The 25847-nt window shown below is 67.8% G+C and carries 22 protein-coding genes; 17 read left to right on the forward strand and 5 right to left on the reverse strand.

The features are described 5' to 3' along the window. The first annotated feature begins 38 nt into the window (after window positions 1–38). Both metH and J8I35_RS19915 read left to right on the forward strand, forming a co-directional pair. On the forward strand, window positions 39–2756 hold the full coding sequence (gene metH, locus J8I35_RS19910) for a methionine synthase (RefSeq protein ID WP_245170342.1): 2718 nt from the start codon (window positions 39–41) through the stop codon (window positions 2754–2756). Between the two features lie 188 nt (window positions 2757–2944). Next, window positions 2945–3532, forward strand: a complete 588-nt coding sequence (locus tag J8I35_RS19915; protein ID WP_209926686.1) for a hypothetical protein — start codon at window positions 2945–2947, stop codon at window positions 3530–3532. A gap of 307 nt (window positions 3533–3839) precedes the next feature. Here J8I35_RS19915 and J8I35_RS19920 read toward each other — a convergent pair whose 3' ends face one another. Further along, on the reverse strand, window positions 3840–4163 hold the full coding sequence (locus tag J8I35_RS19920) for a DUF1840 domain-containing protein (protein ID WP_006489103.1): 324 nt from the start codon (window positions 4161–4163) through the stop codon (window positions 3840–3842). Window positions 4164–4363: 200 nt separating this feature from the next. Between J8I35_RS19920 and argS the strand changes: the two genes are divergently transcribed. The 6 genes from argS (at window position 4364) to J8I35_RS19950 (ending at window position 12527) form a co-directional block, all read left to right on the forward strand. Next, window positions 4364–6145 (forward strand): arginine--tRNA ligase, encoded by a 1782-nt coding sequence (gene argS / locus J8I35_RS19925; protein ID WP_050017796.1) that lies wholly within the window; start codon window positions 4364–4366, stop codon window positions 6143–6145. A 120-nt stretch (window positions 6146–6265) separates the two neighbouring features. Beyond that, window positions 6266–7165 (forward strand): SPOR domain-containing protein, encoded by a 900-nt coding sequence (locus tag J8I35_RS19930; RefSeq protein WP_124556186.1) that lies wholly within the window; start codon window positions 6266–6268, stop codon window positions 7163–7165. A 70-nt stretch (window positions 7166–7235) separates the two neighbouring features. Beyond that, complete coding sequence (locus J8I35_RS19935; RefSeq protein WP_011694426.1) at window positions 7236–7874, forward strand: thiol:disulfide interchange protein DsbA/DsbL; 639 nt, start codon at window positions 7236–7238, stop codon at window positions 7872–7874. Window positions 7875–7893: 19 nt separating this feature from the next. Then, window positions 7894–8667 carry an SDR family oxidoreductase gene (locus J8I35_RS19940; protein WP_050017794.1) on the forward strand — a complete coding sequence of 258 codons (774 nt, stop codon included), beginning with the start codon at window positions 7894–7896 and terminating at the stop codon, window positions 8665–8667. A gap of 419 nt (window positions 8668–9086) precedes the next feature. Continuing rightward, window positions 9087–10682 (forward strand): ABC transporter substrate-binding protein, encoded by a 1596-nt coding sequence (locus J8I35_RS19945; RefSeq protein WP_209926688.1) that lies wholly within the window; start codon window positions 9087–9089, stop codon window positions 10680–10682. A gap of 192 nt (window positions 10683–10874) precedes the next feature. Beyond that, entirely contained in the window at window positions 10875–12527 is a 1653-nt protein-coding gene (locus J8I35_RS19950; RefSeq protein WP_209926690.1) for an ABC-F family ATP-binding cassette domain-containing protein, read from the forward strand. A gap of 16 nt (window positions 12528–12543) precedes the next feature. Here J8I35_RS19950 and J8I35_RS19955 read toward each other — a convergent pair whose 3' ends face one another. Beyond that, window positions 12544–13623: an MBL fold metallo-hydrolase gene (locus J8I35_RS19955; RefSeq protein WP_209926691.1), complete on the reverse strand. Its 1080-nt coding sequence runs from the start codon at window positions 13621–13623 to the stop codon at window positions 12544–12546. A gap of 303 nt (window positions 13624–13926) precedes the next feature. Between J8I35_RS19955 and aceK the strand changes: the two genes are divergently transcribed. The 9 genes from aceK (at window position 13927) to bioB (ending at window position 24033) form a co-directional block, all read left to right on the forward strand. Further along, a complete protein-coding gene (gene aceK, locus J8I35_RS19960) occupies window positions 13927–15744 on the forward strand; it encodes a bifunctional isocitrate dehydrogenase kinase/phosphatase (RefSeq protein WP_050017788.1) in 1818 nt (605 codons plus the stop codon). A gap of 56 nt (window positions 15745–15800) precedes the next feature. Beyond that, window positions 15801–16568, forward strand: a complete 768-nt coding sequence (can, locus tag J8I35_RS19965) for a carbonate dehydratase (protein ID WP_050017787.1) — start codon at window positions 15801–15803, stop codon at window positions 16566–16568. Between the two features lie 111 nt (window positions 16569–16679). Beyond that, complete coding sequence (locus J8I35_RS19970) at window positions 16680–17357, forward strand: SDR family oxidoreductase (protein WP_050017786.1); 678 nt, start codon at window positions 16680–16682, stop codon at window positions 17355–17357. Window positions 17358–17396: 39 nt separating this feature from the next. Beyond that, a complete protein-coding gene (locus J8I35_RS19975; protein WP_209926693.1) occupies window positions 17397–17834 on the forward strand; it encodes a YchJ family protein in 438 nt (145 codons plus the stop codon). Window positions 17835–17940: 106 nt separating this feature from the next. Next, the gene (locus J8I35_RS19980; protein ID WP_209926695.1) at window positions 17941–19212 is read left to right on the forward strand and encodes a CocE/NonD family hydrolase; all 1272 of its coding nucleotides are present in this window, start codon (window positions 17941–17943) and stop codon (window positions 19210–19212) included. A 512-nt stretch (window positions 19213–19724) separates the two neighbouring features. After that, window positions 19725–21071, forward strand: coding sequence for an adenosylmethionine--8-amino-7-oxononanoate transaminase (gene bioA, locus J8I35_RS19985; protein WP_209926697.1), 1347 nt, complete (start codon window positions 19725–19727; stop codon window positions 21069–21071). Continuing rightward, window positions 21068–22255 carry an 8-amino-7-oxononanoate synthase gene (gene bioF, locus J8I35_RS19990; RefSeq protein ID WP_209926699.1) on the forward strand — a complete coding sequence of 396 codons (1188 nt, stop codon included), beginning with the start codon at window positions 21068–21070 and terminating at the stop codon, window positions 22253–22255. Before bioA ends, bioF begins: the two co-directional genes overlap by 4 nt. Beyond that, entirely contained in the window at window positions 22252–22974 is a 723-nt protein-coding gene (gene bioD / locus J8I35_RS19995; RefSeq protein WP_209926701.1) for a dethiobiotin synthase, read from the forward strand. Before bioF ends, bioD begins: the two co-directional genes overlap by 4 nt. Window positions 22975–23013: 39 nt before the next feature. Then, a complete protein-coding gene (gene bioB / locus J8I35_RS20000; protein WP_089488864.1) occupies window positions 23014–24033 on the forward strand; it encodes a biotin synthase BioB in 1020 nt (339 codons plus the stop codon). Between the two features lie 146 nt (window positions 24034–24179). Here bioB and J8I35_RS20005 read toward each other — a convergent pair whose 3' ends face one another. From J8I35_RS20005 to J8I35_RS20015, 3 genes are all read right to left on the reverse strand, one after another. Further along, the gene (locus tag J8I35_RS20005; protein ID WP_124593463.1) at window positions 24180–24905 is read right to left on the reverse strand and encodes a copper homeostasis protein CutC; all 726 of its coding nucleotides are present in this window, start codon (window positions 24903–24905) and stop codon (window positions 24180–24182) included. A gap of 109 nt (window positions 24906–25014) precedes the next feature. Further along, window positions 25015–25419 (reverse strand): hypothetical protein, encoded by a 405-nt coding sequence (locus J8I35_RS20010; RefSeq protein ID WP_209926704.1) that lies wholly within the window; start codon window positions 25417–25419, stop codon window positions 25015–25017. Then, window positions 25416–25802 (reverse strand): hypothetical protein, encoded by a 387-nt coding sequence (locus tag J8I35_RS20015; RefSeq protein ID WP_050014335.1) that lies wholly within the window; start codon window positions 25800–25802, stop codon window positions 25416–25418. The genes J8I35_RS20010 and J8I35_RS20015 overlap by 4 nt, the downstream gene beginning before the upstream one ends. Window positions 25803–25847: the final 45 nt, after the last annotated feature.

Raw genomic sequence — 25847 nt, forward strand, 5'->3', positions numbered from 1 at the left:
ACCGCCCCACGTCCATCATCAAAAGAATTCGCACCGCCATGACCGATCACATGATGCGCCTTGCCGGCCTCGAGCCGTTCAACGTCACGCCCGGGACGCTCTTCATCAACGTCGGCGAACGCACCAACGTCACCGGCTCGAAGGCGTTCGCACGGATGATCCTCAACGGCCAGTTCGACGAGGCGCTCGCCGTCGCGCGCCAGCAGGTCGAGAACGGCGCGCAGGTGATCGACATCAACATGGACGAGGCGATGCTCGACTCGAAGGCGGCGATGGTGCGCTTCCTGAACCTGATCGCGTCGGAGCCGGACATCGCGCGCGTGCCGATCATGATCGACTCGTCGAAGTGGGACGTGATCGAGGCCGGCCTCAAGTGCGTGCAGGGCAAGGCGATCGTGAACTCGATCTCGCTGAAGGAAGGCGAGGACGCGTTCCGTCACCACGCGAACCTGATCCGCCGCTACGGCGCGGCCGCGGTCGTGATGGCATTCGACGAAACCGGCCAGGCCGATACCTACGAACGCAAGACTGAAATCTGCAAGCGCTCGTACGACTTCCTCGTGAACGAAGTCGGCTTCCCGCCGGAAGACATCATCTTCGACCCGAACATCTTCGCGGTCGCGACCGGCATCGAGGAGCACAACAACTACGCGGTCGACTTCATCGAGGCGACCCGCTGGATCAAGCAGAACCTGCCGTTCGCGAAGGTGAGCGGCGGCGTGTCGAACGTGTCGTTCTCGTTCCGCGGCAACGACCCGGTGCGCGAGGCGATCCACACCGTGTTCCTGTACCACGCAATCCAGGCGGGGATGGACATGGGCATCGTGAACGCGGGCCAGCTCGGCGTGTACGCCGATCTCGACCCGGAGCTGCGCGAGCGCGTGGAAGACGTGATCCTGAACCGCCGCGACGATTCCACCGATCGTCTGCTCGAAATCGCCGACAAGTTCAAGGCGGGCGGCGCGAAGAAGGAAGAGAACCTCGAGTGGCGCAACCAGCCGGTCGAGAAGCGGCTTTCGCATGCGCTCGTGCACGGCATCACGACCTTCATCGTCGAGGATACCGAAGAAGTGCGCGCGAAGATCGCCGCGGCCGGCGGCCGTCCGATCAACGTGATCGAAGGGCCGCTGATGGACGGGATGAACATCGTCGGCGACCTGTTCGGCCAGGGCAAGATGTTCCTGCCGCAGGTCGTGAAGTCGGCGCGCGTGATGAAGCAGGCGGTCGCGCACCTGATCCCGTTCATCGAGGAAGAAAAGCGGCTGCTCGCGGAAGCGGGCGGCGACGTGCGCGCGAAGGGCAAGATCGTGATCGCGACCGTGAAGGGCGACGTGCACGACATCGGCAAGAACATCGTGTCGGTCGTGCTCCAGTGCAACAACTTCGAAGTCGTCAACATGGGCGTGATGGTCCCGTGCAACGAGATCCTCGCGAAGGCGAAGGTCGAGGGCGCGGACATCATCGGGCTGTCGGGCCTCATCACGCCGAGCCTCGAGGAAATGGCGTACGTCGCGTCCGAAATGCAGCGCGACGACTACTTCCGCGTGAAGAAGATTCCGCTGCTGATCGGCGGCGCGACGACGTCGCGCGTGCACACGGCCGTGAAGATCGCGCCGCACTACGAAGGCCCGGTCGTCTACGTGCCGGACGCGTCGCGCTCGGTGTCGGTCGCGTCGAACCTGCTGTCGGACGAAGGCGCGGCGAAGTATCTCGACGAGCTGAAGTCCGATTACGAACGCATTCGCGACCAGCACGCGAACCGCAAGGCGCAGCCGATGGTCACGCTCGCCGACGCGCGCGCGAACAAGACGAAGATCGACTGGGCCGGCTACCAGCCGGTGAAACCGAAGTTCATCGGCCGCCGCGTATTCAGGAACTACGACCTGAACGAACTCGCGAACTACATCGACTGGGGCCCGTTCTTCCAGACCTGGGATCTCGCGGGCCCGTACCCGGCGATCCTGAACGACGAGATCGTCGGCGAATCGGCGCGGCGCGTGTTCTCCGACGCCAAGTCGATGCTCGCGCGCCTGATCCAGGGCCGCTGGCTGACCGCGAACGGCGTGATCGCGCTGCTGCCGGCGAATACCGTCAACGACGACGACATCGAGATCTACAGCGACGAGTCGCGCTCGGAAGTGCTGCTCACGTGGCGCAATCTGCGCCAGCAGAGCGTGCGCCCGGTGGTCGACGGCGTGATGCGGCCGAACCGTTCGCTCGCCGATTTCATCGCGCCGAAGGAGTCGGGTGTGGCCGACTACATCGGGATGTTCGCGGTGACGGCCGGTCTCGGCGTCGACGTGAAGGAAAAGCAGTTCGAAGCCGATCACGACGACTACAGCGCGATCATGCTGAAGGCGCTCGCCGACCGCTTCGCGGAAGCGTTCGCCGAAGCGATGCACGCACGCGTGCGGCGCGAGCTGTGGGGCTATGCGAGCGGCGAGACGCTCGACAACGACGCGTTGATCGCCGAGAAGTATGCGGGCATCCGCCCGGCGCCCGGCTACCCGGCCTGCCCCGACCACCTCGTGAAGCGCGACATGTTCGACGTGCTGCACGCGGACGAGATCGGCATGAGCGTGACCGATTCGCTGGCGATGCTGCCGGCGGCGAGCGTGTCGGGCTTCTACCTCGCACATCCGGACAGCCGTTACTTCTCGGTCGGGAAAATCGGACAGGATCAACTGGAGGACTACGCGCAACGTATGGCGCTGTCGCTCGACGACGCGCGCCGCGCGCTCGCGCCGCAGCTGTAACCGCGTCGACCGCGGCGATCCGCCACTTTCATCGCCACGCGCCCCGATCCAGGGGCGCGTCGCACAACGGCTTGATTCATCAGGATACCTAATCTCAATAATCGAGATCGAAATCGCTGTAACGCCGAGCTTTCGGGCCAACGCGCGTGGGCGACATGACGCACCCTTCTCCCTAAATCATTCCCGCCATGTCGACCTTCGAGATCCGGATCACCGACACGCCAGCCGACAACGCGAGCCCGTTCCCGCTGACGATCTACCGCGGCGAGCGCTGGGATCTGAGCCATCTGCGTCCGTTGACATTCACCTGCGATCTGGAAACCGGCTTCGATGTGACGGTTCTGGTCCTGTTCTCGTGTCACTGCTTCACACGCAGCTTCAAATGGGACGGACGCACCCGCGACGCCATTCCGGATGACGAGGTCTACGACGACGGCCGCGAGACACGCGTGCTCTGCGCGGACCGGTACCGCGCGTCACGGGAGCTGTTGCGCGGCGTGATCGTCGGGCTGGCGACGCGCCGGATCGTCGTCGCGGATGAACGGCAACCCAATTTCGTCACGGTGGAAACGGTCGCATCGGACGGCACGCAACGCGTGTATGCCGTGTTCTTCGAGGTGGCGAAGGACCGGATCAGGAAACGCCGGCTCATCCTGCGCGTCCAGTCCGCCTACATGCTGGATGGCGGCCTGAACCGGCGCCAGCGGGAAGCGCGGAAAGTCGCGTTGCGCACGTTGCTGCGCGCAAGCCTGGAAGGCCGCAAGATCCGGGCGTAGAAAAACCAACGGCCGCCTTTCGGCAGCCGTCGCATGCGGGACTCTCTTTCCGTCTTTCAACGAAATACCCACTCCAGGTGGGACCCGGTTGCCCAGGCGGCGCTATGTTTTCGCACCCGCTTTCACATAGTCTTACATTGAATTATAAGGAATTTCACCTGCCGGTCAAGGCAGACGCCGCGCTCCCACCCCGATTTCGGGGCCGCCGTCTGATCGACGCAAATTTCATCAGACAAAAGAAAAAGCCCGCTCGAACGCGGGCTTTTTTCGTGTCGGGCGAACCGTTCGATCCGCCAGGCAAGGACGCTCAGAAGCCCCAGTGCACGTCGGCCTGGCCGGCCTTCGCTTCGCGCAGCATCGTCAGGAACGGCGCGACGCGCTGGGCCAGGCTCGGCGGCACTTCATGGTGCGCGTGGTCGGCTTCGTCCTCGTGGAAATGGCCGGCGTGCTCGGCGCGCTCCTGCTTCGCCTGCGCGACCGCGCCTTCCAGCTTGGCGATCGCGTGGTCCAGTTCGTCGTGCGTAATGACGCCGCGCTCGCCCAGCTGCTTGCCGACGAGACCCAGCACATACACGGCGAAATCCTTCAGCACGTCGAGATCCTGTGCCGCCTTGCTCTTGAACGTAATCATGACAATTCCCTTTTCATCTTGTTGTGCCTGCGCGGCGCGGTTGGGGAACGCCGACAGACCGGCGTCCGGCCTCGCGGACGCGGGCCGCCTGAGCGGCATATTAGCACCTGTTAAAATTCTGCGATCCCTGAAACGCGCGCTTAAAAAGCGCGCCGGCGGGCCCGCGTTTCCGGCCGCCACCAACGAAGCCTTCTACCAGCATGCTGCCAGCACACAAACAGACCCTCGAAGCCCTGCTCGCGGATAGCGTCAAGCAGGTCGCACACGCGCTGAAAGGCGCCGACGCGGCGTTCGTCGCCCCCGCCATCACGCTGGAGCGCCCGAAGGTCGCCGCGCACGGCGACGTCGCGTGCAACGTCGCGATGCAGCTCGCGAAGCCGCTCGGCGCGAACCCGCGCCAGCTCGCCGAGCAGATCGTCGCCGCACTGACCGCGCAGCCGGCCGCGCAAGGCCTCGTCGAAGCCGCCGAGATCGCCGGCCCCGGCTTCATCAACCTGCGCCTGTCGGCCGCCGCGAAACAGGCGGTGATCGCCGCCGTGTTCGACCAGGGCCGCGCGTTCGGCACGTCGGATCGCGAGAAAGGCAAGCAGGTGCTGCTCGAATTCGTGTCGGCCAACCCGACCGGCCCGCTGCACGTCGGCCACGGCCGCCAGGCCGCGCTCGGCGACGTGCTCGCGAACGTGATCGCGAGTCAGGGCTATGCGGTACACCGCGAGTTCTACTACAACGACGCGGGCGTGCAGATCGGCAACCTGGCGATCTCGACGCAGGCGCGCGCCCGCGGCCTGAAGCCGGGCGACGCGGGCTGGCCGGAAGCCGCGTACAACGGCGAGTACATCGCCGACATCGCGCGCGACTACCTGAACGGCGAAACGGTCGCCGCGTCGGACGGCGAGCCGGTGAAGGGCGCGGGCGACGTCGAGGATCTCGACGCGATCCGCAAGTTCGCGGTCACGTACCTGCGTCGCGAGCAGGACATGGACCTGCAGGCGTTCGGCGTGAAGTTCGACCAGTACTACCTCGAGTCGTCGCTGTACAGCGAAGGCCGCGTCGAGCAGACGGTCGACGCGCTGGTCAAGGCCGGCATGACCTACGAGCAGGACGGCGCGCTGTGGCTGCGCACGACCGACGAGGGTGACGACAAGGATCGCGTGATGCGCAAGTCGGACGGCACGTACACGTACTTCGTGCCGGACGTCGCGTACCACGTGACGAAGTGGGAGCGCGGCTTCACGAAGGTGATCAACATCCAGGGTTCGGACCACCACGGCACGATCGCGCGCGTGCGCGCCGGCCTGCAGGGGCTGCACATCGGGATCCCGAAAGGCTATCCCGACTACGTGCTGCACAAGATGGTCACGGTGATGCGCGACGGCCAGGAAGTGAAGATCTCGAAGCGCGCGGGCAGCTACGTGACGGTGCGCGACCTGATCGAATGGTCGGGCGGCGCGGCCGCGGGCCAGGAAGCGGCACCCGACCTGATCGACGAGGCGACCATCACGCGCGGCCGCGACGCGGTGCGTTTCTTCCTGATCTCGCGCAAGGCCGATACCGAGTTCGTGTTCGACATCGACCTCGCGCTGAAACAGAACGACGAAAACCCGGTCTATTACGTCCAGTACGCGCATGCGCGGATCTGCTCGGTGCTCAACGAACTGAAGTCGCGCTACAACGTCGACGTCGCGCAACTGCCGGGCGCCGACCTGTCGCAACTGACGAGCGCGCAAGCGGCGTCGCTGATGCAGAAGCTCGCCGAGTATCCGGACATGCTCACGCACGCGGCGAACGAGCTGGCGCCGCACGCGGTCGCGTTCTACTTGCGCGATCTCGCTGGCGAATTCCACTCGTTCTACAATGCGGAGCGCGTGCTGGTCGACGACGAAGCGCCGCGCAATGCGCGCGCCGCGCTGCTCGCCGCGACCCGGCAGGTGCTCGAGAACGGCCTGGCGGTGCTCGGCGTATCCGCGCCCGCCAAGATGTAAGGATGTCAGCGCGGCCCCGAACCGGGCCGCGAATGGCCGCGGCAGCACCGGCCGGCGGATGCCCGTCGCCGGATGCCCGCCGCGGCCCTCTCACGATTCTTTTTGCAGGTGACTCAAGCAATGGCACAACCACGCCGAACTTCGAAGCAATCGAAACAAGCAGGAGGGACATTTCTTGGAATCGTGCTGGGCCTGATCGTCGGCCTCGCGATCGCGGTGGTGGTGGCGCTCTACATCACGCGTTCGCCGTCGCCGTTCGTGTCGAAGGTCGCGCCGCCGCCGGCCGACAACGGCGCGAGCCAGCCGCAGCAGTTCGACCCGAACCGCGCGCTGCAGGGCAAGACGCCCGGCCAGCCGGTGCCGCAGGCCGCGCAATCCGCGCCGCCCAACACCGCGCCCGGCCAGGCCGCGAACCAGACCCAGAACGGCCTGCTGCCCGAGCCGCAGATCGTCGAAGTGCCGCCGTCGGGCAACACGAACGGCGCCACCGGCTCGAACAACACCGCCGCGTCGAACAATCCGTCGTCGGGCAACGGCGTCGCCGTCGCACCGAAGCCGGCCGACACCACGCCGCCGCCGAAGAAGACGCAGCAAGCGCAGCAGCAACAGCAGCAAGGTGGCGAGGACGACCTCGCACGCTTCGCCGCGCAGAAGCAGGCGCAGCAGGCCGCCGCGCAAAAGCAGCAGCAACAGCAGCAGGCCGCGAACACGCCGAAGCCGACGTCGTCGGCCGCAGCCGCCGCGGCAACCACGGCGAAGCCGCCGACCGCGAACGACGCGAACACCGGCTACTTCCTGCAGGTCGGTGCATACAAGACGGAAGGCGATGCCGAGCAGCAGCGTGCGCGCCTCGGCTTCCAGGGCTTCGAGTCGAAGGTGTCGAAGCGCGACGTCAGCGGCGTGACCTACTTCCGCGTGCGCGTCGGCCCGTTCTCGAAGTTCGAGGATATGAACTCGGCCCGTCAGCGCCTGTCCGATGCAGGTGTCGACACGGCGGTGATCCGCTTCACGAAGCAGTAAGCCAACCGGCCGCGCCCACGCAGAACCCGTTACGTTCCGTAACCCGAGCAACTGATTCGACGTTCACAACATGAAAAAACTACTTAGCACGCTCCTTCTGTCCCTGGGCCTGGCCGCCGGCCTCGCGCAGGCTTCGCCTGCCGCGCCGGCCGCCGGCAAGGACTTCGAGGTGATGAAGTCGCCGCAGCCGGTGTCCGCGCCGGCCGGCAAGGTCGAGGTCATCGAGTTCTTCTGGTACGGCTGCCCGCATTGCTACGAATTCGAGCCGACGATCGAGGCCTGGGTGAAGAAACAGGGCAACAACATCGACTTCAAGCGCGTGCCGGTCGCATTCCGTGACGATTTCCTGCCGCACTCGAAGCTGTTCTACGCGGTGTCCGCGCTCGGCATTTCCGAGAAGGTCACGCCGGCGATCTTCAACGCGATCCACAAGCAGAAGAACTATCTGCTCACGCCGCAGGCGCAGGCCGACTTCCTGGCCACGCAAGGCGTCGACAAGAAGAAGTTCATGGACGCGTACAACTCGTTCAGCGTGCAGGGCGAGGTGAACCAGTCGGCCAAGCTGCTGAAGGACTACGCGATCGACGGCGTGCCGACGGTCGTCGTCCAGGGCAAGTACAAGACGGGCCCCGCTTACACGAACAGCATCCCGGGTACCGCGCAGGTGCTCGACTTCCTCGTGAAGCAGGTTCAGGACAAGAAGCTCTGATCCCCACCCGCGCGCCGGCATGACTACTCCGCTGAAGGTCTTCATCACCGGCGCGTCGAGCGGCCTCGGCCTCGCGATGGCCGAGGAATACGCCCGCCAGGGCGCCACGCTCGCGCTCGTCGCACGGCGCACCGATGCACTCGATGCGTTCGCGCGGCGGTTCCCGAAGCTGTCCATCTCCGTCTATTCCGCCGACGTGCGCGACGCCGACGCGCTCGCGACGGCCGCCGCGTCGTTCATCGCCGCGCACGGCTGCCCCGACGTCGTGATCGCGAACGCGGGCATCAGCCAGGGCGCCGTCACGGGCCAGGGCGATCTCGCCACGTTCCGCGACGTGATGGACATCAACTACTACGGGATGGTCGCGACGTTCGAGCCGTTCGTCGGCCCGATGACGGCCGCCCGCCACGGCACGCTGGTCGGCGTCGCGAGCGTCGCCGGCGTGCGCGGGCTGCCCGGCTCCGGCGCGTACAGCGCGTCGAAATCGGCCGCGATCAAGTATCTGGAAGCGTTGCGCGTCGAGCTGCGTCCGGCCGGCGTCGGCGTCGTGACGATCGCGCCCGGCTACATTCGCACGCCGATGACCGCGCACAACCCGTACAAGATGCCGTTCCTGATGGACGCCGACCGCTTCGCCGCGCGTGCGGCGCGCGCGATCGCTCGGCAGCACGCGTTCCGCGTGATTCCGTGGCAGATGGGCGTCGTCGCGAAAGTGCTGCACGTGCTGCCGCGCTGGCTGTACGATCGCCTGTTCGAAAAGGCGCCGCGCAAGCCGAAGGCCGGCGCGCACTGAGTGCGTCGCGGATCCGGCGCGCGTCTCGCCGGATCGCTGTCGCGCCGCGGTGATCTGCATTGCCATACCGCGCGAATCCGCGCGGATCTCTCCCCTCGTGCCGCACCGCTGCGGCGACCTGTTGGTTCCATTCAGCGCGCTGCGCCGCGCATTTCCGTCGCGCATTCGCAGCCGCCCGCCTCGCCCCGACCCGGAACGTCGCCTCCCACGCCGCGCTCGCACTACCCGCTCCGCCGCATCAACACCCGTTCCGTCGCGAACGCAGCCGTTTTTCGGTCAATTCGCTGCGTTCCGACGCCTTTTTTCACGCGTCGCGCGCTTTGACGGTATCCTATTCGCCAGCCGCGCGGCCCTGCCCGCTTCCGGGCCGCGCCTGCCTCCGTCATCCAGCGAAAAACACACGCCACGTGGGAGATCCTATGCACGTCAAGCCGTTCGCCGTGGCCGCGCTCGCGGTCGCCCTTGCCGCCCCCGGCCTCGCCGCCGCCAAGCCGCTTACCGTCTGCACGGAATCGAGCCCGGACGGCTTCGACGTCGTGCAGTACAACTCGCTCGTCACGACCAACGCATCGGCCGACGTGATCTTCAACACGCTCGTGTCCTACGACGAAGCCGCGAAGAAAGTCGTACCCGCGCTCGCGGACAAATGGGAAGCGAGCGCCGACGGCCTCACGTACACGTTCCACCTGCGCCCGAACGTCGCGTTCCAGACCACCGACTATTTCAAGCCGGGCCGCGCGCTCAATGCGGACGACGTCGTGTTCACGTTCGCGCGGATGCTCGACGACGCGAATCCGTGGCACAAGGTGGCCGGCGCGAGCGGCTTCCCGCATGCGCAGTCGATGGGCCTCGTGAAGCTCGTGAAGTCGGTCACGAAGGTCGACGACAGCACGGTGAAATTCGTGCTGAACGAGCCGAACGCGACGTTCGTGCCGATCCTGACGATGGGCTTCGCGTCGATCTACTCGGCCGAATACGCGGACCAGCTGCTGAAGGCCGGCAAGCAGGCCGACCTGAACGCGAAGCCGGTCGGCACCGGCCCGTTCGTGCTGAAGAGCTATACGAAGGACGCGCTGATCCGCTACGACGCGAACCCGACGTACTGGGGCACGAAACCGAAGGTCGACCGGCTGATCTACGCGATCACGCCCGACCCGTCGGTGCGCCTGCAGAAGGTGAAGGCCGGCGAATGCCAGATCGCGCTGTCGCCGAAGCCGCAGGACGTGCTCGCCGCGAAGGGCGAAAGCGCGCTGAAGGTCGTGCAGACGCCCGCGTTCATGACCGCGTTCGTCGCGCTGAACACGCAGAAGAAGCCGCTCGACAACGACAAGGTGCGCGAGGCGCTGAACCTCGCGTTCGACCGCGCGACCTACCTGAAGGTCGTGTTCGACAACACCGCGACGGCCGCGAACAATCCGTATCCGCCGAACACGTGGAGCTACGCGAAGGACGTCGCGCCGTATGCGTACGATCCCGCGAAGGCGAAGCAGCTGCTCGCGCAGGCCGGCTTCCCGAACGGCTTCTCGACGACCATCTGGACGCGCCCGACCGGCAGCGTGCTGAACCCGAACCCGAAGGTCGGCGCGGAACTGCTGCAGGCCGACCTCGCGAAGGTCGGCGTGAAGGCCAAGGTGAAGGTGATCGAATGGGGCGAGCTGATCAAGCAGGCGAAGCTCGGCCAGCATGACATGCTGTTCATGGGCTGGGCCGGCGACAACGGCGATCCGGACAACTACCTGTCGCCGCTGTTCAGCTGCAACGCGGTGAAGTCGGGCATCAACTTCGCGCGCTTCTGCGACGCGCAGCTCGACAAGCTGATCGCCGACGGCAAGTCGACCGCCGATCAGGCCAAGCGCGCGAAGCTGTACGAATCGGCGCAAAAGATCATCCACGATCAGGCGCTGTGGATTCCGCTCGGCTACCCGACCGCGGCTGCGTTGACGCGCACGAACGTGAGCGGCTATCACGTGAGTCCGTTCGGCCGGCAGAACTTCGCGACGGTCGCCGTGCAGTAACCGTGCGTGGCGCGCAAGCGACGGCGTTCGCGCCGCCCGCTTGCGGCCCGCGCGCCGCGCTTGCTACACTGCGCGCTCATTCCTCATACCGGACGCCAGCCAAAGTGAACAACTAAGCCTTCCCGAAATGTTTTCGCCGCCCGTGCCACGCACGCCGCGCGCGAAGGTCTTCATGCATTTTTGGAGGTGCTTATGGCTGCAGCCACGCCCACCGGCGCGCTCGTCGCGCTTCATCACGTTTCCTTCCGCTTCGACGACGGCGTCACGCTGTTCGATTCGCTCGACCTGTCCATCGACCGCACGCCGACCGGCATCGTCGGCCGCAACGGCGTCGGCAAGAGCCTGCTCGCGCAACTGATCGCGGGGCGGCGCACGCCGAGCGCGGGGACGATCGAGCGACATACGCACGTCGTCTACGTCGCCCAGCAGCACGATCTCGACCGCGATGACGCGGCCGCCGCCCCGCCGACCGTCGCGCAGATCGCGGCGCTCGATGCGCCGCTCGGCGCGCTCGCGCGTCTCGCGGACGGTCGTGCGACGCCGCGCGACTTCGACCTGATCGGCGATCGCTGGGATCTCGCGGAGCGGCTGCGCACGGCGCTCGACGCGGCCGGCCTGCACGACGTCCACGCCGACATGCCCGCGCATGCGCTGAGCGGCGGCCAGCTCGCGCGCGTCGCGCTGATCGGCGCGCTGCTGTCGGGCGCCGGCCTGCTCGTGCTCGACGAACCGACCAACCATCTCGACGCCCCGGGCCGCGCGTGGCTGCGCGCGGCGCTCGACGGTTGGCGCGGCGGCGTGGTCCTCGTGAGCCACGACCGTGCGCTGCTCGCCGGCGTGCAGCGCATCGTCGAGTTGACGCCGCACGGCGCGCGCTCGTATGGCGGCAATTACGCGCTCTACCGCGCGCAGCGCGACGCGCAACAGGAGGCCGCACACGCGGCGCTCGACCATGCGCGCACCGAGCGCGGGCGCGTGCGGCGCAGGCTCGAACAGGAACACGACACGATCCAGCGCCACGCGGCCGCCTCGCTGCGCGACGCGAAGACGGCCAACCTGTCGTCGATGGCGCGCCAGAGCCGCAAGGGCGCGGCGCGCGCGATCATGGGGTCGGTCCGGCGTCATCAGAGCGACTTCAAGGCGACACTCGACACGCGCGTGCAGGAGGCAGCCGCGCGCATCGAAGCCGACGCGCCGGTGCTCGTCTCGCTGCCGGGCACGGAAGTCAGCGCGCGCCGCCAGCTGTTCACGCTCGAGCGCGCGCGATTGCCGTGGCGCGTCGCGGGCGACGCCGACGCGATCACGTGGTCGGCGAGCGGCGCCGTGCGCATCGCGCTGACGGGCCCGAACGGCTGCGGCAAATCGACGTTGCTGAGGATGCTCGCGGGCGAGCTCGCGCCGCGCTCAGGTACCTGCACGACGCACGTGAGCGCCGCGTATCTCGACCAGCGGCTCGCGCTGCTCGACCCGGAGCGCTCGATCGTCGAGCAACTGGGCCTGCTCGATACGCCGCTCGCCGAAGGCGACCTGCGCAGCCGCCTCGCGCTGCTGCAGCTCGACGCGACGCGCGCGACGCAACCGGCGCGGCAACTGAGCGGCGGCGAACGGCTGAAGGCCGCGCTCGCCTGCGCGTTGTGGCGCGGCACGCCCGCGCAATTGCTGCTGCTCGACGAGCCGACCAATCACCTCGATCTCGAATCGGTGCGCGCGATCGAAGCGGCGCTGGCCGGCTTCCCCGGCGCGATCGTGGTCGCGTCGCACGACGCCGCGTTTCTCGCGGCGCTCGAACCGACGCACACGATGCAGTGGCAGCGCGACGGGTGGCGTTACGAACCCGTCGCGTAACGACGATGAAGCACGCTCAACCAGCGGTGCGGAACCGCAGCACCCCGTCTCCCCCCTGCTCGCGCACGAGCTCGCCCGCGAGCCACAGCAGGTTCAGGTGCGCGAGCGCCTCGCCGAGCGCGAAGGTCATCTGGTGGATGTCGAGCTCGCGGCGGCGGAACATGATCGGCACGATATCGGCCGCGCTCATCGGCTGCTCCGCGCACGCGACGCGCACTTCGGCCAGGCGCGCATCGTGGTGTTCGCGCAGTTGCGCGATGCGCGTGCGCACGCCGCGGAACGGCTTGCCGTGCGACGGCAGCACGAGCGTGTCGGGCGCCATCGTCTCGTAGCGGCCGAGCGATTCGAGGTACAGCGCGAGCGGGTTCGCTTCCGGCTCGAGATCGAACACCGACACGTTCGTCGAGATGCGCGGCAGCACCATGTCGCCGGAAATCAGCACGCCGTCCGCTTCGCTGTGGAGCGCGCAATGTTCAGGCGAATGGCCGAAGCCGGTGACGACGCGCCACGTGCGCGCGCCGATCGTCACCGCGTCGCCTTCGCGCAGGCGCCGGTAGCGCGGCGGCACGGCCGGCACGAGGTCCGAGTAATAGCCGCGGCGGTTGCGCAGCTTGTCGAGCGCGGCCGGATCGGTCAGCCCGTGGCGCGCGAAGTGCTCGGCAGCCGCCGCGCCGCCCGCGTTCGAACCGTTGCCGGCCGCCATCAGGCAGCCGAACAGATATTCGCCGAGCGTCATCCACAGCCGCACGTTCCAGCGGCCCTTGTCGCCGCCTTCGCACAGCCAGTTCGCGAGGCCGAAGTGGTCGGGGTGGCAGTGCGTGACGAGCACGCGCAGCACGGGCAGGCCGTCGAGCTGCGTGTCGAAGATCTGCTCCCAGTGCGTGCGGATCGCGTCGGACGAGATCCCGCAATCGACGATCGTCCAGCCGGCCTGCCCGTCGATTTCGTCGCGCAGCAGCCAGAGATTGATGTGGTCGAGCGAGAACGGCAGCGGCATGCGCAGCCAGCGCACGCCGGGCGCGACCTCGAACGTGTCGCCCGCGGCGGGCAGCGTATCGGCGAAGGGATAGTCGAGTTGGTGTTCCAGGGCGTTCATCGGTGGGGCGTCTCGTCGTTATCGGTGCGAATGCGCGCCGGCGGCAGGCGCGGCGGGCGGTGCGTCGATTCTATCGCCGTCGCGCGAAACAGGTTCTCGACGACCGCCGGCCCGCCGCAAAAAAGTTCGTGTCAGAATCGGCTCCGTACCCGTATCTTTACGCGAAGATGCACCGAACGGCGCCCAACGGCGAACAACACGCCGATTGACGGCCGCTCGCGCGTCACCCCGAAAGTCATTGAAACGCCGACTTGGGCGCTAAAATGGCGGGTGCTTACAGCCCCTTGAACGAGCCTGCACGCGATGAATCACTTCCCCAAACTGCTGTCGTCGCAGATCGGTTTCGACGTCGCGCAGACGATGCTCGAATACTTCGATCGCCATTACCGGATCTTCCGCGAAGCGGCGGTCGATGCGAAGACGCTGTTCGAGCGCGGCGACTGGCACGGGCTGCAGCGGCTCGCGCGCGAGCGGATCACGTCGTACGACGACCGCGTGAAGGAATGCGTCGAGGTGCTGGAAGACGAATACGACGCGGAGAACATCGACGACGAAGTGTGGCAGCAGATCAAGCTGCACTACATCGGGCTGCTCACGTCGCACCGCCAGCCCGAGTGCGCGGAAACCTTCTTCAATTCGGTGTGCTGCAAGATCCTGCACCGCTCGTATTTCAGCAACGATTTCATCTTCGTGCGCCCGGCGATCTCGACCGAGTATCTGGAGAACGACGAGCCGGCCGCGAAGCCGACCTACCGCGCGTACTATCCGGGCACCGACGGGCTCGCGGTCACGCTCGAGCGCATCGTCACGAACTTCCAGCTCGAGCCGGCGTTCGAGGATCTCTCGCGCGACATCGGCTGCGTGATGCAGGCGATCGACGACGAATTCGGCCGCTTCGACGAAGCGCCGAATTTCCAGATCCACGTGCTGTCGTCGCTGTTCTTCCGCAACAAGAGCGCGTACATCGTCGGCCGCATCATCAACGCCGACCGCGTGCTGCCGTTCGCGGTGCCGATCCGCCACGTGCGCCCGGGCGTGCTCGCGCTCGACACCGTGCTGCTGCGCCGCGACCTGCTGCAGATCATCTTTAGCTTCTCGCATTCGTACTTCCTCGTCGACATGGGCGTGCCGTCCGCGTACGTGGATTTTCTCTGCACGATCATGCCGGGCAAGCCGAAGGCCGAGATCTACACGTCGGTCGGGCTGCAGAAGCAGGGCAAGAACCTGTTCTACCGCGACCTGCTGCACCACCTGTCGCATTCGAGCGACCGCTTCATCATCGCGCCCGGGATCAAGGGCCTCGTGATGCTCGTGTTCACGCTGCCGTCGTTCCCGTACGTGTTCAAGATCATCAAGGATCACTTCCCGCCGCCGAAGGAAACGACGCGCGCGCAGATCATGGAGAAGTACCAGCTCGTGAAGCGCCACGACCGCCTCGGGCGGATGGCCGACACGCTCGAGTATTCGAGCGTCGCGCTGCCGCTCGCGCGGCTCGATCATGCGCTCGTGCGCGAACTCGAGAAGGAAGTGCCGTCGCTGCTCGAGTACGAGGACGACAAGCTCGTGATCGAGCACCTGTACATCGAGCGCCGGATGACGCCGCTGAACCTGTATCTGCAGAACGGCAGCGACGCGGACGTCGAGCACGGCGTGAAGGAATACGGCAACGCGGTGAAGGAGCTGATGAAGGCGAACATCTTCCCCGGCGACATGCTGTACAAGAACTTCGGCGTCACGCGCCACGGCCGCGTCGTGTTCTACGACTACGACGAGATCGAGTACCTGACCGACTGCAACGTGCGACGCGTGCCGCCGCCGCGCAACGAGGAGGACGAACTGTCCGGCGAACCGTGGTATACCGTCGGCCCGCACGACATCTTTCCGGAGACCTACGGACCGTTCCTGCTCGGCGACCCGCGCGTGCGCGACGTCTTCATGAAGCATCACGCGGACTTTTTCGATCCCGTGCTGTGGCAGGCGAGCAAGGACAAGCTGATGCAGGGCGAATTGCCCGATTTTTATCCGTACGACACGGCCCTGCGCTTCAGCGTGCGCTACCCCGCGCGCTTCGACGCGACGGGCCGCAACGACGGCGCAGGCGACGCGCAGCGCGCCGCCTGACGCCGGCAACACCCGATCCGATATCGACTTGATTTCCGCCAACGGAATCCACACCGATGACTACCCAAGACAATCCGCTTTCACATCTGTTCGACAATAACGATGCCTGGGTCAAGCGCCAGCTCGCCGACGATCCCGATTTCTTCGCACGGCTCGCCGACCAGCAGGCGCCGGAATATCTATGGATCGGCTGCTCCGATTCGCGCGTGCCGGCGAACCAGATCATCGGCCTGCCGCCGGGTGAAGTGTTCGTGCACCGCAACATCGCGAACGTGGTCGTGCACAGCGACCTGAACTGCCTGTCGGTGATCCAGTTCGCGGTCGACATCCTGCGCGTGAAGCACATCATGGTCGTCGGCCACTACGGCTGCTCGGGCGTGAACGCGGCGCTGCACAACCGCCGGGTCGGCCTCGCGGACAACTGGCTGCATCACGTGCAGGACGTGCGCGAACGCCATGCGGCGCTGCTCGACGAATGGCCGGTCGGCGAAGCGCGGTATCGCCGCCTGATCGAGCTCAATTCGATCGAACAGGTCGTCAACGTGTGCCGCACGACGATCGTCAACGACGCGTGGGCGCGCGGCCAGTCGCTCACCGTGCACGGGCTCGTGTACGGCGTGCACGACGGCCGGATGCGCAACCTCGGGATGTCCGTGTCGAACTTCGACGCGCTCGACGCCACCTACAAGCGCTGCGTGGCGGCGCTGACCGCACGCGGCCAGCACGCGCCGGACAACGACATGGTCGCGGCGGACGCGGCACGGCTCGAAGACGTCGCGCAGGCGGTCGCCGCCACGCTGAAGCCGTGCGACGACGCGCAGTAACGTGCAGTGACGCGCCAGTCGCCTGACGGCGGCTGCCACGCGGGCGCGGCGCGCATCGAACGAATCTGACACCGGCACTGCCTCGGCGGCGCCTACCCAAGGAGCGACGGCATGAAAACCGTATTGATCGTCGGCGCATCGCGCGGCCTCGGCCGCGAATTCGTCCGGCAATACCGGCGCGACGGCTGGAACGTGATCGCCACCGCGCGCGACGCGGCGTCGCTCGATGCGTTGCGTGCGCTGGGCGCGCAGCCGCATGCGCTCGATATCGCGCAGCCCGCGCAGATCGCGGCGCTCGGCTGGAAGCTCGACGGCGAGCGGCTCGATGCGGCCGTGCTCGTGTCGGGCGTGTACGGGCCGCGCACCGAAGGCGTCGAGACGATCACCGCCGAGGATTTCGACGCGGTGATGCATACGAACGTGCGCGGGCCGATGCAGTTGCTGCCGATCCTGCTGCCGCTCGTCGAGGACGCGCGCGGCGTGCTGGCCGTCGTGTCGAGCCGGATGGGCAGCATCGCCGAGGCGACCGGCACGACCGGCTGGCTGTACCGCGCGAGCAAGGCCGCGCTGAACGACGCGCTGCGCATCGCGTCGCTGCAGACGCGCCATGCCGCATGCATTGCGCTGCATCCCGGCTGGGTGCGCACCGACATGGGCGGCGCGCAGGCCGCGATCGATCCGGAAACGAGCGTGACCGGCATGCGTCGCGTGATCGCCGAATCCGGTTCGGACGTGTCGCAGGCGAACGGCCGGTTCTTCCAGTACGACGGCATCGAGCTCAGCTGGTGAGCCGCGCCGGCAACCGGGCGTTGTTAATTCACATTGCGCATGATTTCGAACCGACCTGACGCGTGCCCGTGCGGCGGCGCATCCCCCGCGCCCGCCGGCAACGCGCCGGCCCCGCGCTACGCGGCCTGCTGCGGCCGCTTCATCGACGGCGCCGAAGCCGCCCCGACCGCACTCGAATTGATGCGCTCGCGGTACAGCGCGTACGTGCTCGGCGCGACCGATTACCTGCGCGCGACGTGGGCCGCGCGCACCTGCCCGCCCGATCTCGACACCGACCCTGACGCGCCGGACGCGCCGCGCTGGCTCGGCCTCGCGGTCAAACGGCACGTACCGCTCGACGACCGGCACGCGGAGGTCGAATTCGTGGCGCGCTACAAGGTCGGCGGACGCGCTTACCGGCTGCACGAGACGAGCCGTTTCGAGCGCGACGAGCAGGGATTCTGGCGCTATGTCGACGGCGAAGTAAGTGAACGCTGACAAATAGTTGCCATGTCAGACGCCGGGTAATTCCCGCATTGCACAACCTGATTTTGTCGGGCTACGATGGGCTCGACTTGGTCATGTTGCATGGCAGGGCTTACGGATGGCGTTCAGCAAGGTATTGGTGGGATGGATGGCGGCGTGTGCGCTGTCGGCCGCTCAGGCCGGTACGCTGCCGAGCGCCATTACGGGTGCGGGCGCCAGCGGGTCGCTCGCGCATGCCGAGCATTTCGACTACGCCGACTCGAACCTGCCGCAGGTCGCCGCCGATCTCAACGAGCAGATCCTTCGCATTCCGGCCGATGCGTCGGGCGCCATCACGCTCGAGGCTACGCTGTTCAAGCCGAACGGCCCCGGCCCGTTCCCGCTCGTCGTCTTCAACCACGGCAAAAATACCGGCGATCTCCATCTGCAGCCGCGCAGCCGGCCGCTCGCGTTCGCGCGCGAATTCGTGCGCCGCGGCTATGCGGTGATCGCGCCGAATCGCCAGGGCTTCGCCGGTTCCGACGGGACGTACCAGCAGGAAGGCTGCAACGTCGGCAAGAACGGCCTCGCGCAGGCCGCCGACGTCGATGCGACGGTGCGCTACATGTCGCGCCAGCCGTACGTCGATGCGTCGCGCATCGTCGTCGCCGGCACGTCGCACGGCGGGCTCGCGTCGGTCGCGTACGGCACCGAAGCCGCGGCCGGCGTGCGCGGCATCATCAACTTCTCCGGCGGGCTGCGCCAGGACCTGTGCGACGGCTGGCAGCGCAACCTCGTCGACGCGTTCGACCACTACGGCGCGCATACGGCCGTGCGGTCGCTGTGGCTGTACGGCGACAACGATTCGGTGTGGACGCCCGCGCTGGTCGCGCAGATGCACGATGCGTACGTGTCGCACGGCACGCAGGCCCGCTTCATCGATTTCGGCCGCTACAAGGACGATGCGCACCGGCTGATCGTCGATCGCGACGGCGTGCCCGTGTGGTGGCCGGCCGTGAACGCATTCCTCGCCGAACTGAACCTGCCGACCGCGGTGCGCTATGCGGTCGCGGACCCGCACGAGCCGAAGGCCACCGGCTACGCGTCGATCGATGCGGTCAACGCGGTGCCGTACGTCGACGAAGCCGGCCGCGAAGGCTATCGCCGCTTCCTGAACCAGCATCCGAGCCGCGCGTTCGCGGTGTCGTCGGAAGGCGCGTGGTCGTGGGCCGAAGGCGGCGACGACCCGATGGCGCTCGCGCTCGACAACTGCGCGAAGCAAGGCGCCGGCGCGTGCCGGCTGTATGCGGTCAACGACCGCGTCGTGTGGAACGCCAACACGACACAGACGGCCGACAACGGCGACGATCGCACCCGCGATACCGATACGCGCGCGCTGGCTTCGCGCTGACGCTCGGCTGTCGTTCCTCTCGCTTCCCCTTTGCGCACCGTCGATTCAAGATCATCGCGGTGCTCCGCCGCATGCTCGTCAAATCGAGCACGCGCCGCGTAATGCTCGTTTTTACGAGCAATCGACTTGAATTCGCGCCAGATCTCGTCCAGCCGTCCGGGCCTTCCGCGCCCCTGTCGATCTGACGATGCACGAAGCAAGACCGCCCCTCGTCGCCGCCAAACCCGCACCATCATCGTTCCCCATATTTCGCCACCCGGCCGCCCCGCGCCCTGCGATTTTTTCTGTCGGGGGCGTCACTCGAACGTCGTCATCTGCGCGCATTTCGCCCGATCCGCCGCGTTCCGTTCCGAGCCCCTCCGAACTGCGTCGAACTCCCGCCCAGCAAGGCTGTGCGGCGTTTGTAACCGCTAGTGCAACGCGCGGCGGAACACGCTAATCTCTGCGCGTTTCGTATCCCGCCGCGCGGCATCCCGTCGATGCCGCGCGGTCGTTTTACCCCCGGAGTCGCCTTGAGTACGCCAGCCACCGACGACTGGGTCGCGCGCAGCCTGCGCGCGGTCTGGCATCCCTGCACCCAGATGAAGCATCACGAGCGCCTGCCGCTCGTCCCCGTCGCGCGCGGCGCGGGCCTGTGGCTGGTCGACCGTGACGGCCGCCGTTACTTCGACGCGATCAGCTCGTGGTGGGTCAACCTGTTCGGCCATGCGAACCCGGACATCAACGCGGCGCTGAAGGACCAGCTCGACACGCTCGAGCACGCGATGCTCGCCGGCTGCACGCACGAACCGGCGATCGAGCTCGCCGAACGCCTGCATGCGCTGACCGCGCGCACGCTGGGTCATGCGTTCTTCGCGTCGGACGGCGCGTCGGCGGTCGAGATCGCGCTGAAGATGAGCTTCCACGCGTGGCGCAACCGCGGCCGCGCGAACAAGCAGGAATTCGTCTGCGTCGCGAACAGCTATCACGGCGAGACGATCGGCGCGCTCGGCGTGACCGACGTCGCGCTGTTCAAGGATGCGTACGACCCGCTGATCCGCCACGCGCACGTGGTCGCGTCGCCCGACGCGCGCGGCGCGCTGCCGGGCGAGACGGCCGCCGACGTCGCGGGCCGCGCGCTCGCGGACGTGCGGCGCCTGTTCGCCGAACGCGGCGACCGGATCGCCGCGCTGATCGTCGAGCCGCTCGTGCAGTGCGCGGCCGGCATGGCGATGCACGATCCGTCGTACGTGCGCGGGCTGCGCGCGCTGTGCGACGAATTCGGCGTGCACCTGATCGCCGACGAGATCGCGGTCGGCTGCGGGCGCACCGGCACCTTCTTCGCGTGCGAGCAGGCCGGCGTCTGGCCCGATTTCATGTGCCTGTCGAAAGGGATCAGCGGCGGCTACCTGCCGCTGTCGCTGGTGCTCACGCGCGACGACGTGTTCGCGGCGTTCTACGACGACGACACGACGCGCGGCTTCCTGCACTCGCATTCGTACACCGGCAATCCGCTCGCGTGCCGCGCTGCAGTCGCGACGCTCGACCTGTTCGCGCGCGACGACGTGCTCGCGAGCAACGTCCGCAAATCGTCGATGCTGCGCGCGGCGCTCGCGCCGCTCGACGCGCACCGCCAAGTGCGCCATCTGCGCGAGCGCGGCACGCTGTTCGCGTTCGACGTCGCGCTCGACGGCGACGCGGCGCGCGGCTTCTCGCGGCGCTTCTTCGAACACGCGCTCGAACGCGAGCTGCTGCTGCGCCCGATCGGCACGACCGTGTACCTGATGCCGCCGTACGTGATGAATGACGACGACATCGCGTGGCTCGCACAGCACACGCGCGACACGCTCGACGCGACGCTGGAGGATCTCGGCCGATGAGCCTGCTCGACACCCTGCAACGCGGCCTCGCCGACCTCGACGCGCAAGGGCTGCGCCGCGTGCGCCGCATCGCCGACACCGCGTGCGACGCACGCATGACCGTGAACGGCCGCGAGATCGTCGGCTTCGCGAGCAACGACTACCTCGGCCTCGCCGCGCATCCGGCGCTCGTCGCCGCGTTCGCGGAAGGCGCGCAGCGCTACGGCTCCGGCAGCGGCGGCTCGCACCTGCTCGGCGGCCATTCGCGCGCGCACGCCAAACTGGAAGACGAACTCGCGGGCTTCGCGGGCGGCTTCTCCGATGCGCCGCGCGCGCTGTACTTCAGCACCGGCTACATGGCGAACCTCGCGGCGATGACGGCGTTGGCCGGCAAGGGCGCGACGATCTTCTCCGACGCACTGAACCACGCGTCGCTGATCGACGGCATGCGGCTGTCGCGCGCGAACGTGCAGGTCTATCCGCATGCGGACATGGCCGCGCTCGCCGCGCTGCTCGACGCATCGGATGCGGAAACGAAGCTGATCGTCAGCGACACCGTATTCAGCATGGACGGCGACCTCGCGCCGCTCGCCGAGCTTGTCGCGCTGGCCGAGCGCCACGGCGCGTGGCTCGTCGTCGACGACGCACACGGCTTCGGCGTGCTCGGCCCGCAGGGTCGCGGCGCGCTCGCGGCCGCCGCGCTGCGTTCGCCGCATCTGGTGTACGTCGGCACGCTCGGCAAGGCGGCCGGTGTCGCAGGCGCGTTCGTGATTGCGCATGAGACCGTGATCGAATGGCTGATCCAGCGCGCGCGCAGCTACATCTTCACGACGGCCGCGCCGCCGGCCGTCGCGCATGCGGTATCGGCAAGCCTGAAGGTGATCGCGGGCGACGAAGGCGACGCGCGCCGCGCGCACCTCGCCGCGCTGATCGGCCGCACGCGCGCGCTGCTGCGCAATACGCGCTGGCAGCCGGTCGATTCGCACACGGCCGTGCAGCCGCTCGTGGTCGGCAGCAACGACGCGACGCTCGCGGCGATGCGCGCGCTCGACGCGCACGGCCTGTGGGTGCCGGCGATCCGGCCGCCGACGGTGCCGGCCGGCACGTCGCGGCTGCGCGTGTCGCTGTCGGCCGCGCATTCGTTCGACGATCTTGCTCGGCTCGAAGCCGCGTTGATCCAGGCCAGCGAGGAGGCCGCGGCATGACCGCCGCCCCGCTGTCCGTCTTCGTCACCGGCACCGACACCGAAATCGGCAAGACCTTCGTGTCGGCCGCGATGCTGCACGGCTTCGCACGGTATGGCCTGCGCGCGGCCGCGCTGAAGCCGGTCGCGGCCGGCGCGTACGAACGCGACGGCGTGTGGCGCAACGAGGACGCGGACCAGCTCGACGCGGCCGCGAACGTCGTGCTGCCGCCCGAGCTGCGCACGCCGTTCCTGCTGAAGGCGCCGGCCGCGCCGCATATCGTCGCCGCGCAGGAAGGCGTGACGCTCGACCTCGACACGATCGTCGCGTGCCATCGCGAAGCGCTGACGCGCGCGGACGTCGTCGTCGTCGAAGGCGTCGGCGGCTTTCGCGTGCCGCTGAACGACACGCAGGACACCGCCGATCTCGCGGTCGCGCTCGGCCTGCCCGTCGTGCTCGTCGTCGGCGTCCGGCTCGGCTGCATCAGCCACGCGTTGCTGACGGCCGATGCGATTCGCCAGCGCGGCCTCGCGCTCGCGGGCTGGGTCGCGAACCATGTCGACCCGGCCATGTCGTTCGCCGACGAGAACGTCGCGACGATTCGCGACTGGCTCGCGCGCGAGCACCGCGCGCCGCTCATCGGCCGCATCGCGCACATGACGCCGGCCGCCCCCGAATCCGCCGCGGCGATGCTCGACATCGCCGCGCTCGTCGAGTCGCTGCGCACCGCGCGGCCTTGACCCAACCGATCCCCCATCCCGCCAGGACAGGAAAACGAAATGACCCAAGCCCAGACCGCCACCGTGCAACCCGACGCGATTCCCGTGGCTGCGCCGGCCCCGCAGCGCTGGCGCGTCGCCGACGTCGTCGCGCTGTTCGCGCTGCCGTTCAACGACCTGATGTTCCGCGCGCAGCAGGTGCACCGCGAGCACTTCGACGCGAACGCGGTGCAGCTGTCGACGCTGCTGTCGATCAAGACGGGCGGCTGCGAGGAAGATTGCGGCTACTGCTCGCAGTCGTCGCATCACGACACGGGCCTGAAGGCCGAGAAGCTGATGGACGTCGACACGGTGCTCGACGCCGCGCGCGCGGCGAAAGCGAACGGCGCGAGCCGCTTCTGCATGGGCGCCGCGTGGCGCAATCCGAAGGAGCGCCACATGCCGGCGCTGACCGAGATGGTGCGCGGCGTGAAGGAGCTCGGCCTCGAGACCTGCATGACGCTCGGCATGCTCGAGGACGAACAGGCTCGGCAGCTCGCCGACGCCGGCCTCGACTACTACAACCACAACCTCGACACGTCGCCGGAGTTCTACGGCCAGGTGATCTCGACGCGCACGTACCAGGATCGCCTCGACACGCTCGACCGCGTGCGCGACGCGGGCATCAACGTGTGCTGCGGCGGCATCATCGGGATGGGCGAATCGCGTCGCGAACGCGCGGGCCTGATCTCGCAGCTCGCGAACCTGAACCCGTATCCGGAATCGGTGCCGATCAACAACCTCGTCGCGATCGAGGGCACGCCGCTCGAAGGCACCGCGCCGCTCGACCCGTTCGAGTTCGTGCGCACGATCGCGGTCGCGCGCATCACGATGCCGAAGGCCGTCGTGCGCCTGTCGGCCGGCCGCGAGCAGCTCGACGACGCGATGCAGGCGATGTGCTTCCTCGCGGGCGCGAACTCGATGTTCTACGGCGATCAGCTGCTGACGACGAGCAACCCGCAGACGCAGCGCGACCGCGCGCTGTTCGAGCGCCTCGGCATCCGCGCGAGCCAGGCCGACGCGCTGGCGGACAACGCGTAAGCGGCAACGGCCGGCGCGCCGCGCCCGCCAACGAAAAGCCGGGGCGCGCCCCGGCTTTTTTTCATCCGATCGTCTGCATCGGGTCGCGCTGCGCGCCATGCATCGACGGTCTTCTCGACGCGCCAACACGCAGCTTCGGCATACGCTTACACGTGCGACGCCGCGCCGTCGAGCGCCGCGCGCACGCGCTCGACGTGCAGCGCGTCGACGGGCGCCAGCACCTCGCCGCGCGGCCGCACGCCCGAACCGAAATGCACCGCGCGCACGCCGGTCGCGCGCACGAAATCGCCGACCGCGTCGATCGTGAGCCCGGAGCCGGCCAGCACCGTGCAGGTCGTGCCCGCCGCCTGCCGCACGAGCCGCGTGATCGTCGCGACCGCGTCGAGCACCGACGGATGGCCACCCGACGTCAGCACGGACGTGACGGCCGGCACGCGCAGCAGCGCGTCGAACGCGGCGTTCAGATCGCGCGCGACGTCGAACGCGCGGTGGAACGTGAGCGCGCGCCCGTCGGCGGCGGCCGCGATCCGGGCGAGCGCGCCGAGATCGACGTCGCCGCGCGGATCGAGCGCGCCGAACACGACGCCGTTCGCGCCGGCCGCGACTGCCGCGCGCACGTCGCGCTCGATCACGCGCAGGTCGTCGGCGTCATAGACGAACGAGCGGCTGTGCGGACGCACGATCACGTTGACGGGAATCGGCACGGCGGCCACGACGGCCTCGATCAGGCCGACGCTCGGCGTCAGCCCGCCTTCGGTGATCGCGGTCACGAGTTCGAGGCGGTCGGCGCCCGCGCGGGCGGCGACCTTCGCATCGCCGACGGTCGTGGCGATCACTTCGAGGAGAATGGGAGAAGCGGCATGTCGGTTCATGGGCGGCCCGCGAATCGTCTGGACAATTCGCGCATCCTAGCCGAGCCGCGTGACGGACGCCAGCGTGCCGGCCGCCGCAGACTTCAGCCGCGCATTTCAGCCCGGTACGTCAGCCGCGCCGCACGAGCCAGACGCCGACGAGCGCGGACAACGCCGTGACGGCGGTGCCGGGTACGAACCGGAACATGCGCGCGTTGAAGTACGCGCCCTGCTGTTGCATCACGTCGACGATCGCCGGCGTGAGCACGAGCATCCCCCAGCCGATCATCCCGAAGGCGGTGGTCGCGGCCGCGACGAGCAGCACGATGCCCGCGCCGCGCGCACGCGGCCGGAATGCGCCGGCAAACATGCCCGCGGCGAGCAGCACGGCCGACACCGCGAACAGCACGGCGACGAATACGGTCGTCGCGCCCGCCTGACCGACCTTCATGAACGCGATCATCTGCGCGGCGATCACGCAGAAGCCGGCGATCGAGAACAGCACGATCGCCAGCGCGTTGCGCACGACGCTCACGCAACGGCCTGCCGGAAATACGCGGTCGCCGGGCGCCGGAACAGCAGGTAGACGAACACCGCGAACAGCAGAACGCCCGGGATCAGCACTGCGAGCATCGACGCCGGCATGTTGATCAACGAGAACGCGATGCCGAACACGAACGTCACGATATAGGCGTTGCGCGACCATTCGCGCCCCTTGAGGATCGCGATGCCGATCACGACATTCGCGGCCTCGACGATCATGCTGATGCCGAACGTCGCCCACACGGGCAGCAGGTAGTGCGACATCAGCGCCTGGGTGGTCGGCATGCCGATCGAGAACGGCGTATAGACGCAGGTGATCGCGTTGGTCACGATGATGATCCACGCGAGGATGGTCAGCGAAATCGGTCGCTTCATGGCGTTTTCCTTTTATATTCGCCGCCATGGTGGCCCCCGGGACGG

It is taken from the genome of Burkholderia sp. CpTa8-5 (genome assembly GCF_017815045.1).
In the GTDB taxonomy this organism is placed as follows: domain Bacteria; phylum Pseudomonadota; class Gammaproteobacteria; order Burkholderiales; family Burkholderiaceae; genus Burkholderia; species Burkholderia sola.